Annotated in this window: 10 protein-coding genes; 8 read left to right on the top strand and 2 right to left on the bottom strand. The window is 72.7% G+C overall.

Annotated features, from left to right (window positions below; all coding sequences use genetic code 11):
• Nucleotides 1-643: 643 nt before the first annotated feature.
• Complete coding sequence (locus tag ACFV88_RS08205; protein ID WP_385487308.1) at nucleotides 644-3,775, top strand: beta-N-acetylglucosaminidase domain-containing protein; 3,132 nt, start codon at nucleotides 644-646, stop codon at nucleotides 3,773-3,775.
• Nucleotides 3,776-3,811: 36 nt separating this feature from the next.
• On the opposite strand, the gene ACFV88_RS08200 is transcribed toward ACFV88_RS08205, so the two are convergent.
• The gene (locus ACFV88_RS08200) at nucleotides 3,812-4,348 is read right to left on the bottom strand and encodes an HNH endonuclease (RefSeq protein WP_385487306.1); all 537 of its coding nucleotides are present in this window, start codon (nucleotides 4,346-4,348) and stop codon (nucleotides 3,812-3,814) included.
• Nucleotides 4,349-4,722: 374 nt separating this feature from the next.
• On the opposite strand from ACFV88_RS08200, the gene ACFV88_RS08195 reads away from it, so the two are divergent.
• Nucleotides 4,723-5,781 carry a mechanosensitive ion channel family protein gene (locus tag ACFV88_RS08195; protein ID WP_385487304.1) on the top strand — a complete coding sequence of 353 codons (1,059 nt, stop codon included), beginning with the start codon at nucleotides 4,723-4,725 and terminating at the stop codon, nucleotides 5,779-5,781.
• 435 nt (nucleotides 5,782-6,216) lie between these two features.
• Here the strand turns inward: ACFV88_RS08195 and ACFV88_RS08190 are convergent, their stop codons facing one another.
• Nucleotides 6,217-7,296: a MerR family transcriptional regulator gene (locus ACFV88_RS08190; protein ID WP_385487302.1), complete on the bottom strand. Its 1,080-nt coding sequence runs from the start codon at nucleotides 7,294-7,296 to the stop codon at nucleotides 6,217-6,219.
• Between the two features lie 308 nt (nucleotides 7,297-7,604).
• Here ACFV88_RS08190 and ACFV88_RS08185 point away from each other — a divergent pair, with 308 nt between their 5' ends.
• From ACFV88_RS08185 to ACFV88_RS08160, 6 genes are all read left to right on the top strand, one after another.
• Nucleotides 7,605-8,810: an ROK family transcriptional regulator gene (locus ACFV88_RS08185; protein ID WP_385487442.1), complete on the top strand. Its 1,206-nt coding sequence runs from the start codon at nucleotides 7,605-7,607 to the stop codon at nucleotides 8,808-8,810.
• Nucleotides 8,811-9,014: 204 nt separating this feature from the next.
• Nucleotides 9,015-10,355 carry an ABC transporter substrate-binding protein gene (locus ACFV88_RS08180; RefSeq protein ID WP_385487300.1) on the top strand — a complete coding sequence of 447 codons (1,341 nt, stop codon included), beginning with the start codon at nucleotides 9,015-9,017 and terminating at the stop codon, nucleotides 10,353-10,355.
• A 2-nt stretch (nucleotides 10,356-10,357) separates the two neighbouring features.
• The gene (locus tag ACFV88_RS08175) at nucleotides 10,358-11,302 is read left to right on the top strand and encodes a carbohydrate ABC transporter permease (protein ID WP_385487298.1); all 945 of its coding nucleotides are present in this window, start codon (nucleotides 10,358-10,360) and stop codon (nucleotides 11,300-11,302) included.
• A gap of 3 nt (nucleotides 11,303-11,305) precedes the next feature.
• Nucleotides 11,306-12,214, top strand: coding sequence for a carbohydrate ABC transporter permease (locus ACFV88_RS08170; RefSeq protein ID WP_385487296.1), 909 nt, complete (start codon nucleotides 11,306-11,308; stop codon nucleotides 12,212-12,214).
• An 8-nt stretch (nucleotides 12,215-12,222) separates the two neighbouring features.
• Nucleotides 12,223-13,488 carry a 6-phospho-beta-glucosidase gene (locus ACFV88_RS08165; RefSeq protein WP_385487294.1) on the top strand — a complete coding sequence of 422 codons (1,266 nt, stop codon included), beginning with the start codon at nucleotides 12,223-12,225 and terminating at the stop codon, nucleotides 13,486-13,488.
• Nucleotides 13,485-14,498, top strand: a complete 1,014-nt coding sequence (locus ACFV88_RS08160) for an N-acetylglucosamine kinase (RefSeq protein ID WP_385487292.1) — start codon at nucleotides 13,485-13,487, stop codon at nucleotides 14,496-14,498. The genes ACFV88_RS08165 and ACFV88_RS08160 overlap by 4 nt, the downstream gene beginning before the upstream one ends.
• Nucleotides 14,499-14,524 lie beyond the last annotated feature (26 nt).

Here is a 14,524-nt window from a genome sequence, read left to right as displayed (position 1 = left end):
CCGCGCCCCTATCGGGGTGCGTCCAGCTGCGCGTACGCGGTCCGGCCCGGGTGCGCTGTTGGTTTTGCGCAGTTCCCCGCGCCCCTGATCAGGTGCGATCTGCTGCGCGTGCGATGGTCCCGGTCAGGTGCGTGGTGGTGTTGCGCAGTTCCCCGCGCCCCTATCGGGGCTCGTTCCGCGGGCCTGCGGACGACGGCCACGAGAAGCGCCCCCCACCACCAGGGGCGCGGGGAAATGCGCACGCCGAGGCGAACGCACCCCGATAGGGGCGCGGGGAACTGCGCGAATCGCACCGCGGACCCGAGCAGAACCAGCGCACGCACAGCGAATCGCACCTGATAAGGGGCGCGGGGAACTGCGCGGAACCAACAGCGCACCCCGCAGGACAGCGCACGCGGAGCGGATCGCACCCGAGGGGGACCGCGCACGGGCAAGTGGACGTAGCCGACCAGGCGCGCGGGGCCCAGGACCGTAGTCATGGGACCACTGTGGCCGACACCACGTCAGCACGCCGCGGAAACTGCTCCGTCCGGGCAATTACGACACTTCGGCCACAGATGTTGACACGTTCCCCCACCTGGTGGTGGGCTCCATAACGTTTTGGGCCAACGGCGGCCCAGCGCGGGCGGAAGGGTCGGGTGCCGTGGTAAAGCGCAGGACGAAGGCGGGAGCCGTCGCCGTGGCCCTGATGGCGGGAGCACTCGGTGGCGGGCCCAACGCGATGGGCCCCACGGGGATCGGCGGCCCCACCGCCGCGGGACCGGCCGAGCAGTCCGCGCCGCCGGGCGCCTCCACCGGCACCGGCACCGCCCCCGGCGGGCAGGCGACGGGGCAGACCGGCAACGCGCCGGGCGCCAGCGGGGCCACCGCCGAGAAGCCCGTGCCCGGAGTGTCCGGGACGTCCGCGCCGGACCCGGGCGACCGGGTCAGCGAGGGCCCGGTGCCCGCGGTGTGGCCGCGCCCCCAGCACCTGCGCGCCGGCAAGGCGTCCGCCCGGATCACCGACGAGGTGGTCCTCGTCACCGGTACCGGAACCGACGAGCGGGCGGTGAAGGCACTGACCGACCTGTTCGAGGAGGCGGGCGCGCGGCGCGTGACCCGGCTGTCCGAGGCCGACCGGGTGCCCGCCGGCCCCGCGCTGGTGGTGCGCGCGGGGACGGACACCGGGGGCGGCGGTCCGCTCGGCGGGCGCGGCGAAGGGGCCGTGCTGGACGGCGTGCTGCGGAAGCTCGGTGCCCCCGCCCGGGGCGACCTGCCGGCGGGCGGCTACCGCCTCGCGGTCGGCCGGGCCGACGGCCGGGACACCGTCGCGCTCGCGGGCAGCGGCGCGGACGGACTGTTCCACGCGGTGCAGACGCTGCGTCAACTCGTGGACGGGCGGCGGATCGCCGGGGCGGCCGTCCGGGACTGGCCGGGGACGGCGGTCCGCGGGATGACCGAGGGCTTCTACGGCACCCCGTGGACCCATGAGCAGCGCCTCGACCAACTGGACTTCCTCAGCCGCACCAAGCAGAACCGCTACCTGTACGCGCCCGGCGACGACCTCTACCGCCAGGCCCGTTGGCGGGAGCCCTACCCGGCCGCCCAGCGCGCCCAGTTCCGGGAGCTCGCCGAGCGGGCCCGCGACGGCCATGTCACCCTCGGCTGGGCGGTCGCCCCGGGACAGGGCATGTGCCTGTCGTCGGACGCGGACGTGCGGGCGCTGACCAGGAAGCTGGACGCCATGTGGGCGCTGGGCTTCAGGGCCTTCCAACTCCAGTTCCAGGACATCAGCTACAGCGAGTGGCACTGCCGCGCGGACGCCGAGGTCTTCGGTTCCGGCCCGGAGGCCGCGGCCCGGGCGCACGCCCGGGTGGCCAGCGCGGTGGCCACGCACCTCGCCGCCCGCCACCCGGACGCGGCGCCGCTGTCGGTGATGCCGACCGAGTTCTACCAGGACGGCGAGACGCCCTACCGGCGGGCGCTGGCGGCCGGGCTCGACGACTCCGCGTCGGTCGGGGCCCCCGTCGAGGTCGCGTGGACCGGGGTCGGGGTGGTGCCGCGGACCATCACCGGCCCGGAACTCGCCCGGGCCCGGTCCGCGTTCGGACGGCCCGTGGTCACGATGGACAACTACCCGGTCAACGACTTCGCCCGGGACCGGGTCTTCCTCGGCCCGTACCTGGGGCGCGAACCGGCCGTGGCGGGCGGTTCGGCGGCCCTGTTGGGCAATGCGATGCAGCAGCCGGTGGCGTCCCGCATCCCGCTGTTCACGGCCGCCGACTTCGCCTGGAACCCGCGCGCCTACCGTCCCGGCGACTCCTGGCGGGCCGCGATCGACGCCGTCGCGGAGGGAACGGCGAACGGGAACGCGGAGCGGACCCGGGCGGCGGTGACCGCGCTCGCCGCGCACGACGCGTCCTCGGTGCTCGGCGCGGAGGAGTCGGCGTACCTGCGTCCGCTCGTCGACGCGTTCTGGGCGTCCCGGCTGCCGGGCGGCAAGGACCGCGAGGGTGCCGAGAAGCGGCTGCGCGACGCCTTCGTCCAGCTCACCCGGGTGCCCGACGACCTCGCGGGCACCGAACTGTACGGGGAGACCAAACCCTGGGCCGACCAGCTCGCCCGGTACGGGGCCGCCGGGGTGGCGGCGCTGGACCAGCTGGCCGCCCAGGAGCGCACCGACGGCCCGGCCGCCTGGGAGCACGCGCGCGATCTCGACCAGCGGCTGCGGGAGCTGAAGGCGGCCGGGGTGACGGTCGGCGAAGGGGTCCTGGAGCCGTTCCTGAAACGGGCCCGGGTCGCCTTCGACACCTGGTCGGGGGCCGCGTCGGAACCCGATCCGACCGGCTCCGGCGACGGTCGGACGCTCACCTTCGAGCGGTCCCGCCCGGTCCTGGCGGTGACCGCGCTCACCGAGCCGGGCACCGTCGGCACGGTGGAGGCCCTGGTCCCCGGCGGGGGCTGGCGGCGCCTGGGCGAGCTGTCGGCGGACGGCTGGACCGAACTGTCCACCAGCGGTCTGACGGCCCGGTCGATCCGGATCAGCGGCCCCGAACCGTCCCGGGTGCGGCACCTGGTCCCCTGGTACGCGGACACGCCCGCCGCCGCCTTCGCACTGGCCCGTACGGAGGCCGACGCGGCGATCGGGGGCGCGGCGCAGAAGGTCACGGTGCGGCTCACCGCCCAGCGGCCCGGCGCGGTGCGCGGCAAGGTGACCGTCAAGGCGCCCGAGGGCATCCGGGTGCGCGTGCCCAAGCAGGTCCTGGTGCCGCGCGGCACCCGGCTGGACGTCCCGTTGACGCTGACGGTGCCCGAGGACACCCCGTCGGGCACGTACGACGTTCCGGTGACGTTCGGCGGCGAGACCCGGGTGCTGACGGTGCGGGCCTTCCCCGAGACCGGCGGGCCCGATCTGGCGCGCGGGGCCCGGGCGGGTTCCTCGGCCGACGAGACCCCCGACTTCCCGGCCGCCGCGGCCGTCGACGGCGACCCCGCCACCCGCTGGTCCTCCCCCGTCGAGGACGGCTCCTGGTGGTCCGTGGAGCTGGACCGCCCGGTGCGGCTGGGCGAGGTGGTCCTGCGGTGGGAGGCGCACGCCGCGCGGTACCGGGTGCAGGTGTCCTCGGACGGCCGCGCGTGGCGCACCGTGGCGACCGTCGCGGACGGGCGCGGGGGCAGGGAGTCGGTCCGCATGGACGCGCGTGACGTCCGTCATGTCCGGGTGCAGGGTGACCGGCGGGCCACCCGCTTCGGCTACTCGCTCTGGTCGGTGGAGGCGTACGCCGTGAAGCGGTGAAGCAGTGGGTGAGGGCCGGTCCCGTGGCGGGCGGTGTCAGGCGGAGACGCCGTCGATCCGGGCCAGTGCGTCATCGGCGCCGTACGGCTGGAGGTAGGGCAGCCAGCGCGGGTCCCGGTGGCCGGTGCCGATGATCCGCCAGGCCAGCCCGGTCGGCGGCGCCGGCTCGTGCCGCAGCCGCCAGCCGATCTCCACCAGGTGGCGGTCCGCCTTGACGTGGTTGCAGCGGCGGCAGGAGGCGACGACGTTGTCCCAGGCGTGCTGACCGCCCCGGCTGCGCGGGATCACGTGGTCGACGCTGGTCGCGACGCCCCCGCAGTACATGCAGCGCCCGCCGTCACGGGCGAACAGGGCACGCCGGGTCAGAGGAACGGGCCCCCTGTAGGGGACCCGGACGAAGCGCTTGAGCCGCACTACACTCGGTGCTGGAACGGTGACGGTCGCGCTGTGCATGAAGGCGCCTGATTCCTCCAGGCAGACTGCCTTGTTCTCCAGGACGAGGACGAGCGCGCGGCGGAGCGGTACGACGCCGAGGGGCTCGTACGACGCGTTGAGGACCAGGACGTGCGGCACGTATGCCTCCTTGTACGCCGGCGGCGCGTGGCTCGCGCCGGGACGATCTGGTTCAGTCTCTCCTCTTGCCTGGTCGACGCGCCACCACCTCCCGGTAACGGGGCGAGGGAGTTTATTCTCACGTCGCCCCCACCACCGCCGGCCCCCACCACCCGCCACCTCGTGGTACGCGCTCCCCGACCCCTGCTCCCGCCCTGGTGGGAGCAGGTCCCCGCAGCCGCCCGGTGAGCCCGTCGAACGCCCCGGTGCGCGCCGATCGGAGCACTGTTCGGGCGACACTGCCCCGTTAGTGTGGTGTGTCTGCCCGATCCCGGCGGGTCGCCCCACCCCGCCGTCCCCCAGCGGGCAGGCCGCTGAGCCTGGAGGTACCTGCCGTGTTCCTGTCCGTCCTGCCGGTCACCGGCGCCGACCCGGGTCCCGTCACCCTGGAGGACGCTCACGAGTCGGCGACGAACGCCGCGAGCTGGGTCGAGCAGAACTGGTCGACCTGGCTGAGCATCGGCCTGCGCGTCCTGCTGATCCTCGTCATCGCCGTGGTGCTGCGGGTGGTGATCCGGCGGGCCATCACCAAGCTGATAGACCGGATGAACCGGACCGTGCAGGCCGTCGACGGCACCGCACTGGGCGGGCTGCTGGTGAACGTGGAGCGCCGCCGCCAGCGCTCGCAGGCGATCGGCTCGGTACTGCGCTCGGTCGCGTCCTTCCTCATCCTGGGCACGGCCGCGCTGATGGTCCTGTCCACGTTCCAGATCAACCTGGCGCCGCTGCTGGCCTCGGCCGGTGTCGCGGGCGTCGCGATCGGCTTCGGCGCGCGCAACCTGGTCACGGACTTCCTGTCCGGCGTCTTCATGATCCTGGAGGACCAGTACGGCGTCGGGGACTCGATCGACGCGGGCGTGGCCTCCGGCGAGGTCATCGAGGTGGGGCTGCGGGTGACCAAGCTGCGCGGCGACAACGGTGAGATCTGGTACGTCCGCAACGGCGAGGTGAAGCGGGTCGGGAACCTCTCGCAGGGCTGGTCCACCGCGGGCGTCGACGTGACGGTGCGGCCCAGCGAGGACCTGGACCGGGTCCGTGCGACGCTCACGGAGGTCGCCGAGCGGATGGCCAAGGACGAGCCGTGGAACGAGCAGCTGTGGGGGCCCATCGAGGTCCTCGGCCTGGACAGCGTGCTGATCGACCAGATGGTGATCCGGGTCACGGCGAAGACGATGCCCGGCAAGTCGCTCGGCATCGAGCGGGAGCTGCGCTGGCGGATCAAGCGGGCGTTCGATGCGGCGGGCATCCGGATCGTCGGTGGGTTGCCGCTCCAGCAGGCGGACGAGTCTGCGGATCCGACGGCTGGGGTGTCCGCGCCGTCGGCGTACGCGAACACCGCGTCGCCGCAGTCGATGGCCGCGTCCCCCATTCCCCCGGCCAACCTCACGAAGTAGGCGCAGTCCCGTGCGGGTGCGCTGTTGATTTCGCGCAGTTCCCCGCGCCCCTGATCGGGGTCCTCCGGCCGGGGGTTCGGCTGCGGGTCCGCCGGCGTTGCCCGCGCAGTTCCTCGCGCCCCCTTCCGGTGCGCTTCCCTGCGGGTGCGCTGTCCAGGGCGGGTGCGCTGCTCGTTCGCGCAGTTCCCCGCGCCCCTATCGGGGCCCTCCGGCCCGGAGCTCGACTGCGGCCCCGCCGGCGTTGCTCGCGCCCCTGTCGGGGCCTCGTTGCTGGACGGCGGTGGGGAGCGCCCCGATCAGGGGCGCGGGGAACTGCGCGACAGCGGGACGCAGCCCAACCGAACCAGGCACTCCGAGCCAAGCGCACCGGAAGGGGGCGCGGGGAACTGCGCAAAATCAACAGCGCACCCGCACGGGACAGCGCACCGCAGGAGCTCAAGGCCCAGCAACCCGCACAGGCATCACGCACGTGGTAAAGCTGCCCTGATCCGCAGACCGAACCACGACGGGACCGTCAACCGCACGGACCTCCAACAACGCATCGGGCCCGACCCCCGCGTCCACCGCAGGCAACAGCACCCCGGGATCGAAGGAGATCCGCACCCGCTCCCCGCCACACAGCGCCCGCGGCACCCGCACCCCGTCAACGGCGACCCCGTCCGGCCCCGCCGTGAGGGTCACGTACCGCTCGCCCGCCGCGACCAGCGGCCCCCGCAGCGCGGCCCGGTCGACGACCACCCGCTGCCGCACCGGTCCGAGACCGGCCAGCACCGCCCGCCAGTCGGGGAACTCCCCGGGGGCGACCGGCACCGACCGCTCCCCGTCCGGACCGAGCAACCGCACCCCTTCGGGCCCCGCCTCGACGGTGACCTCCGACAGCGGCAGCGCCCACACCGCGAGCTCCCGCGCCCGCTCCGCCTCGACCAGGAACGACCGGGGCCCGCCCCGCCCCGCCTCGGCCCGTAGCGTGCGGGCCGCGAGCCGGTACCGGTCGGTGGCGACCACCCGGACCTCCCCGTGGTCGAGTTCGACCGACAGACAGCCCAGCACGGGGTGCTCGGCCCGCACCGCACCGCTCGCCGTCGCCGTGACCACCTGCCGCAGCGCACGGGAGAACTCCGCTCCCCCGACCCGGGCGGTCGCGGTCGGGCCCGGCAGTTCGACCAGGAGGTCCCGTACCGCGGCGCGGGCCGCGTCGGCCGCTTCGCCGGCCCGTCGGGCGTGGTCCTCCAGGACGGTGCGGGCGTCCTCGGGCGGACCGTCCAGCACGGCCAGCACATCGGCCAGCGGCACTCCGGCCGCCCGCGACCTACGCACCCGCACTGCGCGTTCCTCCTGGTCAGGGGCGTAGTACCGGTATCCGGTGACGGGGTCCACCCGCGCGGGCCGCAGTACCCCGCAGTCGTCGTAGAAGCGCAGCGCGCTGGCGGCGAGTCCCACCCGCCGTCCGAACGCGCCGATGCCCATCAGTGCGTCGGGGTCACCGGGTGCGCCCGGGTTGCTCTGTTCGTCCATGGGCCCCAGCCTCCCCCTTCGAGCGGCTTGAGGGTCAAGCCGGGCGGGCCGGTGCGGGGGCACAGATAACGAGTTGGTAGCCGGCCGTCCGCTCCATTGACGACCGCGCGCACGGGCCCCTACCTTCCCTGCAACGGATAGGAAAGTTTCCTAACAGTGCTCGGGGGACGGGAAGGGCAGGTGATTCCGCGATGACCTCGACCGACCCCACCGGCCACACGGGTCACGGCGGCCCCGTCTGGCACCCCGGCCCGGGCGGCGGCCAGGGCGCGCCGACCACCCCCGGCACCCCCCGCGTCCTACGCACCATGAACGACCGCGCGGCGCTGGACCTGCTGTTGGCGCAGGGGCCCCTGTCCCGTACCCGGATCGGCGAGCTCACCGGGCTGTCCAAACCCACCGCGTCCCAGCTGCTGGCCCGGCTGGAAGCCGCCGGCCTGGTCCGCGCCACCGGCACCACCGAGGGCCGCCCCGGTCCGAACGCCCAGCTCTACGCGGTGAACCCGACGGCTGCGCACGCGGCCGGGCTGGACGTCCGCCCCGAGGGCATCCGCGCGGCGGTCGCCGACGTCACCGGCCGCACCGTCGGCGAGTACGCCCTGCGCACCCCCGGCCGCCACAGTGACCGGCCGGTGGTCCAGCTGGTGACCGAGGCGGTGGACGGTGCCGCATCCGCCGCCGGACTGACCCGGGGCGAGGTGCACCGGCTCGTGATCGGGACGCCGGGCGCGTTCGACCCGAACACCGGGCGGCTGCGCTACGCCTCCCACCTCCCGGGCTGGCACTCCCCCACCCTGCTGGACGACCTGGCCGCGGCCCTGCCGATGCCCGTGGGCTACGAGAACGACGTGAACCTCGCGGCCGTCGCGGAGCAGCGGCTCGGTGCGGCCCGCGGGCACGAGGACTTCGTGCTGCTGTGGAACGAGGACGGGCTCGGCGCGGCCCTGGTCATCGGCGGCCGGCTGCACCGCGGGTGGACCGGCGGTGCGGGCGAGGTCGGGTTCCTCCCGGTGCCCGGCGCCCCGCTGATGCGTCAGGTCACGAAGACCAACAGCGGGGGCTACCAGGAGTTGGCGGGGGCCCAAGTGGTCGCCCGGCTCGCCCGCCGGCTGGGCATCGTCCCGGTGCCGCAGGGCCCCCACCCGGAAGCCGCCGCGGCCCTGATCAGACGGGCGGTCGACCACCTCGCCGACCCGGGGACGTCCCGCCACCACGGCCGGATCGGCGACGCGTACCAGGACCTGCTGCGCACGTACGCGACCGGGCTGGCGACCGGGCTCGCCTCCCTGGTCTCCGTGCTGGACCCCCAACTCATCGTGCTCAGCGGCTCGGTGCTCACCGCCGGTGGTGAAGCGCTGCGCTCGCTGGTCCAGGCCGAACTGGCCGACCTGGCCGCCTCCCGGCCGAAGCTGGTCGTCGGCACGGTCGACGGACACCCCGTGCTGCGCGGCGCGCTGGAAAGCGCGCTGGCGGCCACCCGCGACGAGGTCTTCGACACCTCGCGCGCCCCCTGAGCCCCCCACGGGATCCGGCCCCCTCCGGGAGCCCGGATGCACCACGCACCACACGCACCATGCATCACCACGCACCCCCAGTCCCCGTCCCCTACCCCCGTCCCCAACCCCCAGCCCCGTCCGGCACCACCAGCACATCCCCGCACAGCACGTACGGCGCACACACCACCCGTTTGCCCCGACCCGCTCAAGGGAGACACCGTCATGCCCGGATTCCGTCGGAAGGCCGCGGCCGCCCTGGCCGCCACCACCTCGATAGCCCTGTTCGCGACGGCCTGTACGGGCGAGTCGTCGACGGGTGCCGAAGACGACGCGTCCAAGAACACGACGATCACGTTCTGGCACGGCTGGACCGCTCCCTCGGAGGTGAAGGCGATCGAGGACAACATCGCCCGCTTCGAGGACGCGCACCCGAACATCAAGGTGAAGGTCGTCGGCGCGATCAACGACGACAAGCTCAACCAGGCGCTGCGGGCGGGCGGTTCCAAGGGCCCGGACGTGGTGTCCTCGTTCACCACCGCGAACGTCGGGAAGTTCTGTTCCTCGGGCGCCTTCACGGACCTCGCCCCGTTCATCGAGAAGGACGGCATCGACCTGGAGAAGACGTTCTCCAAGGTGCTGCTGGAGTACACGCAGTTCGAGGGCAAGCGGTGCGCGCTGCCGCTGCTGTCGGACGCCTACGGCCTCTACTACAACAAGGACGAGTTCAAGAAGGCCGGGATCAAGGCGCCGCCAAAGACCTGGAGCGAGTTCCTGGAGGTCGCCAAGAAGCTCACCAAGGCCAAGGGCGGCAGCTACGAGACCCTGGGCTTCATGCCGAACTACCACGGCTACGAGACGGTCGTCTCGCACTACATGTCCCAGTGGAACCACGAGTACTTCGACGCGGACGGAAAGTCCAACATCGCCAAGGACCCGGCGTTCGCGGAGATGTACTCCTTCCAGAAGAAGCTGGTCGACGAACTCGGCGGCTTCGGGAAGCTGGAGAAGTACCGCACCACCTTCGGCGACGAGTGGGCCGCGGAGCACCCCTTCCACCTGGGTCAGGTCTCCATGCAGTTGGACGGCGAGTGGCGGCTCGGCATGGCCGAGGCGGCCGACGTCGACTTCGAGATCGGCGTGGCGCCGCTGCCCGTCGCGGACGACGAGGTGGACGAGTACGGCAAGGGCTACCTGTCCGGGACGATCATGGGCATCGCCCCGCAGAGCAAGAAGAAGAACGCCGCCTGGAAGCTGATGAAGTACATGACCACCGACACCGACGCGGTGGTGCAGTTCGCGAACGGGATCAAGAACGTCCCGTCCACGCTGGCGGCCCTCGACTCGCCCGATCTGAAGCTGGACCCGCGGTTCAAGACCTTCCTGGACATCGCCAAGCACCCCAAGTCGAACACCTCGCCCGGTGCGCTCGACGGCATCGGGTACCAGAACACGCTCCAGGACTTCGGCTACCGCTACGAGGCCGGCAAGGTGAAGGACCTCCAGGCCGGCCTGGAGGAGACCGCCGAGCAGATCGACACGGACCTCGCGAAGGTCGCGCGGTAACCGTGGCCACCCAGCACACGCTGCGGGCGAAGCGCCGTCGTTCGGCGCTTCGCACGTTCGCCTTCCTCTCGCCCTGGCTGATCGGGTTCGCCGTCTTCTTCGCCTACCCGCTCGTGTCGACCGTCTACTTCTCGTTCATGCAGTACGACGGCTTCGCACCGCCCACCTGGAACGGGCTCGACAACTGGTCGTACCTGTTCAACGACTTCCCGAAGTTCTGGCCCGCGATGCAGAACACCCTCTGGCTGGTGCTGGTGATGGTCACCTGCCGGGTCGCCTTCGGGCTCGGCATCGGGCTGCTGATCACCAAGATCAAGTCGGGTACCGGGGTGTTCCGGACCCTGTTCTACCTGCCCTACCTCGCGCCGCCGGTCGCGGCGACGCTGGCCTTCGTGTTCCTGCTCAACCCGGGGACCGGCCCCGTCAACTCGGTGCTGGAGTCGGTGGGCATCTCCGCGCCGAGTTGGTTCAACGACGCCGACTGGTCCAAGCCCGCGCTGACCGTGCTCGCCGTGTGGGGCATCGGCGACCTCATGGTCATCTTCATGGCCGCCCTGCTGGACGTGCCCAAGGAGCAGTACGAGGCCGCCGAGTTGGACGGGGCCTCCCGCTTCCAGCGGTTCCGGTTCGTGACGGTGCCGAACATCTCCCCGATCATCCTGTTCGCGGTGGTGACCGGCGTCATCGCGGCCATGCAGTACTACACGCAGCCGATCGTCGCCGCCAAGGTGGCCTCCGGCCGCATGGGCGGCTCCGGGCAGCCCTTCGAGCCGGGCTATCCGGAAGCCTCGACGCTGACCCTGCCCCAACTCGTCTACAACGTCGGCTTCCAGCGCTTCGACTACGGCACCGCCTGTGCCGGGGCGCTCGTCCTGTTCGTCCTCGCCATGGCGTTCACCGCACTGCTGATGCGACGCCGCGGCGGCCTCATCGGGACCGGTGACTGACCCATGGCCCAGGTGACCGAGAAGACCCCGGCGCGCGCGGTACGCCCCGCGCCGGCCCCCGTCACGCCCGCCCAACGCACCGCCCGCCGCAAGGCCCTGCTGCACTGGATCGCCGTGCACTCGCTCGGCGTGGCGGCGGCCCTGTTCTTCCTGCTGCCGTTCGCCTTCGTGCTGCTGACCTCGCTGATGAGCGACCAACAGGCGCTCACCCGCGACCTGTGGCCGCGGGACTGGAAGTTCGACAACTACCTCACCGTGTGGGACACCCCCGGCTTCCTCACCTGGTGGCGCAACACCCTGCTCTACGCGGGCCTGGGGACCGTGCTGTCGGTGGTGTCCTCGATCCCGGTGGCGTACGCGCTCGCCAAGTTCCGGTTCCGGGGCCGCAAGCTCTCGCTGATGCTGGTCATCTCGATGATGATGCTGCCGCCGCAGGTCATCATCATCCCGATGTACCTGTTCTGGGCGAAGCAGATGGACCTGTCGGGAACGCTCTGGCCGCTGATCATCCCGATGGCCTTCGGCGACGCGTTCTCGATCTTCCTGCTGCGGCAGTTCCTGCTGACCATCCCGGACGAGTACCTGGACTCGGCCCGGGTCGACGGCTGCGGGGAACTGCGCACCCTGCTGCGGGTGGTCCTGCCGATGGCCAAGCCGGGCATCGCCGCGGTCGCCCTCTTCCAGTTCTTCTACGCCTGGAACGACTACTTCGGACCGCAGATCTACGCGTCCGACAACCCCGCCGCCTGGACGCTCAGTTACGGACTGGAGTCGTTCAAGGGCGCGCACCACACCAACTGGAACCTGACCATGGCAGCTACCGTGCTGGTCATGGCACCGGTCATCCTCGTCTTCTTCTTCGCCCAGAAGGCGTTCGTCGAGGGTGTCACGCTCACTGGAGTGAAGGGCTAGTACTACTGATGAAACTGACCGTGGTCGGCGGAGGGTCGACCTACACCCCCGAACTCATCGACGGATTCGCGCGGCTGCGGGACACCCTCCCCGTCTCCGAACTCGTCCTGGTCGACCCGGCGGCCGACCGGCTCGAACTGATCGGCGGGCTCGCCCGGCGGATCTTCGCCAAGCTGGGCCACCCGGGCACCATCACCACCACCGACGACCTGGACGCGGGCGTCGCCGACGCCGACGCGGTCCTGCTGCAACTGCGCGTCGGCGGCCAGGCCGCCCGCAACAACGACGAGACCTGGCCGCTGACCTGCGGCTGCATCGGTCAGGAGACCACCGGCGCGGGCGGCCTCGCCAAGGCACTGCGCACGGTGCCGGTGGTCCTCGACATCGCCGAACGCGTCCGGCGCACCAACCCGAACGCCTGGATCATCGACTTCACCAACCCGGTGGGCATCGTCACCCGGGCGCTGCTGAGCGCCGGCCACAAGGCCGTCGGGCTGTGCAACGTGGCCATCGGCTTCCAGCGGCGGTTCGCCGACCACCTGGGCGTCGCCCCGAGCGAGGTCCACCTCGACCACGTCGGGCTCAACCACCTCACCTGGGAGACCGGGGTCCGCCTCGGCGGGCCGCAGGGCGAGGACGTGCTGCCGAAGCTCCTCGCCGAACACGGCGACACCATCGCCTCCTCGCTCAGCCTGCCCCGGTCCCTGCTCGACCGGCTCGGCGTGGTGCCCTCCTACTACCTGCGCTACTTCTACGCCCATGACGAGGTCGTGCGCGAACTGCGGACCAAGCCGTCGCGGGCCGCCGAGGTCGCCGCCATGGAGCGCGAACTCCTGGAGATGTACGGGGACCCCGCCCTGGACGAGAAGCCCGCCCTGCTCGCCAAGCGCGGCGGCGCCTTCTACTCGGAGGCCGCCGTCGACCTGGCCGCCGCGCTGCTCGGCGGGGGCGGCAGCCCGTACCAGGTGGTCAACACCCTCAACCGGGGCACCCTGCCGTTCCTGCCGGACGACGCGGTGATCGAGGTGCAGGCCGAGGTCGGCCCCGAGGGACCCCGTCCGCTGGCCGTGCCGAAGCTCGACCCGCTGTACGCGGGGCTGGTCGCGAACGTCACGGCGTACGAGGACCTGGCGCTGGACGCCGCGCTGCGCGGGGGCCGCGACCGGGTGTTCCGCACGCTGCTCGCCCATCCGCTGATCGGGCAGGTCGAGTACGCCGACAAGCTCACCGACGAACTGATCGCGCACAACCGGGAGCACCTCGCGTGGGCATGAGCGGCTCCGCCCCCTCGCAGCGGCCCGGACCGCCCGCCGTGGCGGGCCGGCCGGTGCTCGCCATCGACGCGGGGAACAGCAAGACCGACGTCGCGGTGGTCCTGGCCGACGGACGGGTGGCCGGGACCGGCCGCGGCGGCGGGTTCCAACCACCGAAGGTGGGCGTCGAGGCGGCGGTCGACGCGCTCGCCGAAGCGGTGGCGCCGGCGTTCGCCGAGGCCGGCGTCACCTCGGTCGGGCACGTGTCAGCGTGCCTGGCCAACGCCGACCTGCCGGTGGAGGAGGCACAGCTCGCGAAGGCCCTGCGGCGGCGGGGCTGGAGCGCGGTCGACAGCGTCGAGGTGCGCAACGACACCTTCGCCCTGCTGCGGGCCGGGGTCGCCGAACCGCGGGGCGTGGCCGTGGTGTGCGGGGCGGGCATCAACTGCGTGGGCATGCGGCCCGACGGCCGCACCGCGCGGTTCCCCGCGATAGGGAAGATCTCCGGGGACTGGGGCGGCGGCCTCGGCCTCGCGGAGGAGGCCCTGTGGTTCGGGGCGCGGGCCGAGGACGGGCGCGGCGAGCCCACCGAGCTGGCGCACGCGCTGCCCCGGCACTTCGGACTCGACACGATGTCCGCGCTGATCGAGGCGCTGCACCTCGGGCACGTTCCCGCGGGGCGCTGCCACGAACTGACCCCCGTGCTGTTCGCCACCGCGCACGAGGGCGACCCCGTGGCCCGCTCCCTGGTCGACCGGCTCGCCGACGAGGTCGTGAGCATGGCGGTGGTGGCGCTGCGGCGGCTGGAACTGCTGGACGAGGAGACGCCCGTGGTGCTCGGCGGCGGCATCCTGGCCGCCCGGCACCCCCGGTTGGACTCCGGGGTGCGCGAACGGCTCGCGGAGCGGGCACCGAAGGCCGTGCCCCAGGTGGTGACCGAACGCCCGGTGCTGGGCTCCGCACTGCTGGGGCTGGACCGCATCGGCGCGGACGCGGACGCCGGGCAGCGCCTGCGGGAGCACTTCTCCTAGGGCCGGGTCCGGTCACGCCCGTCCCG

It is taken from the genome of Streptomyces sp. NPDC059816, assembly GCF_042732055.1.
In the GTDB taxonomy this organism is placed as follows: domain Bacteria; phylum Actinomycetota; class Actinomycetes; order Streptomycetales; family Streptomycetaceae; genus Streptomyces.
Note: the sequence above shows the minus strand (reverse complement) of the source record. Positions and strands in the feature narration are given on the sequence as shown.

Coding starts and splice junctions, on each gene's coding strand:
- ACFV88_RS08190 (WP_385487302.1), bottom strand. CDS start 7,296: ATGGACGAACAGAGCAACCCGGGCGCACCCGGTGACCCCGACGCACTG.
- ACFV88_RS08165 (WP_385487294.1), top strand. CDS start 12,223: ATGAAACTGACCGTGGTCGGCGGAGGGTCGACCTACACCCCCGAACTC.
- ACFV88_RS08180 (WP_385487300.1), top strand. CDS start 9,015: ATGCCCGGATTCCGTCGGAAGGCCGCGGCCGCCCTGGCCGCCACCACC.
- ACFV88_RS08160 (WP_385487292.1), top strand. CDS start 13,485: ATGAGCGGCTCCGCCCCCTCGCAGCGGCCCGGACCGCCCGCCGTGGCG.
- ACFV88_RS08170 (WP_385487296.1), top strand. CDS start 11,306: ATGGCCCAGGTGACCGAGAAGACCCCGGCGCGCGCGGTACGCCCCGCG.
- ACFV88_RS08185 (WP_385487442.1), top strand. CDS start 7,605: ATGAACGACCGCGCGGCGCTGGACCTGCTGTTGGCGCAGGGGCCCCTG.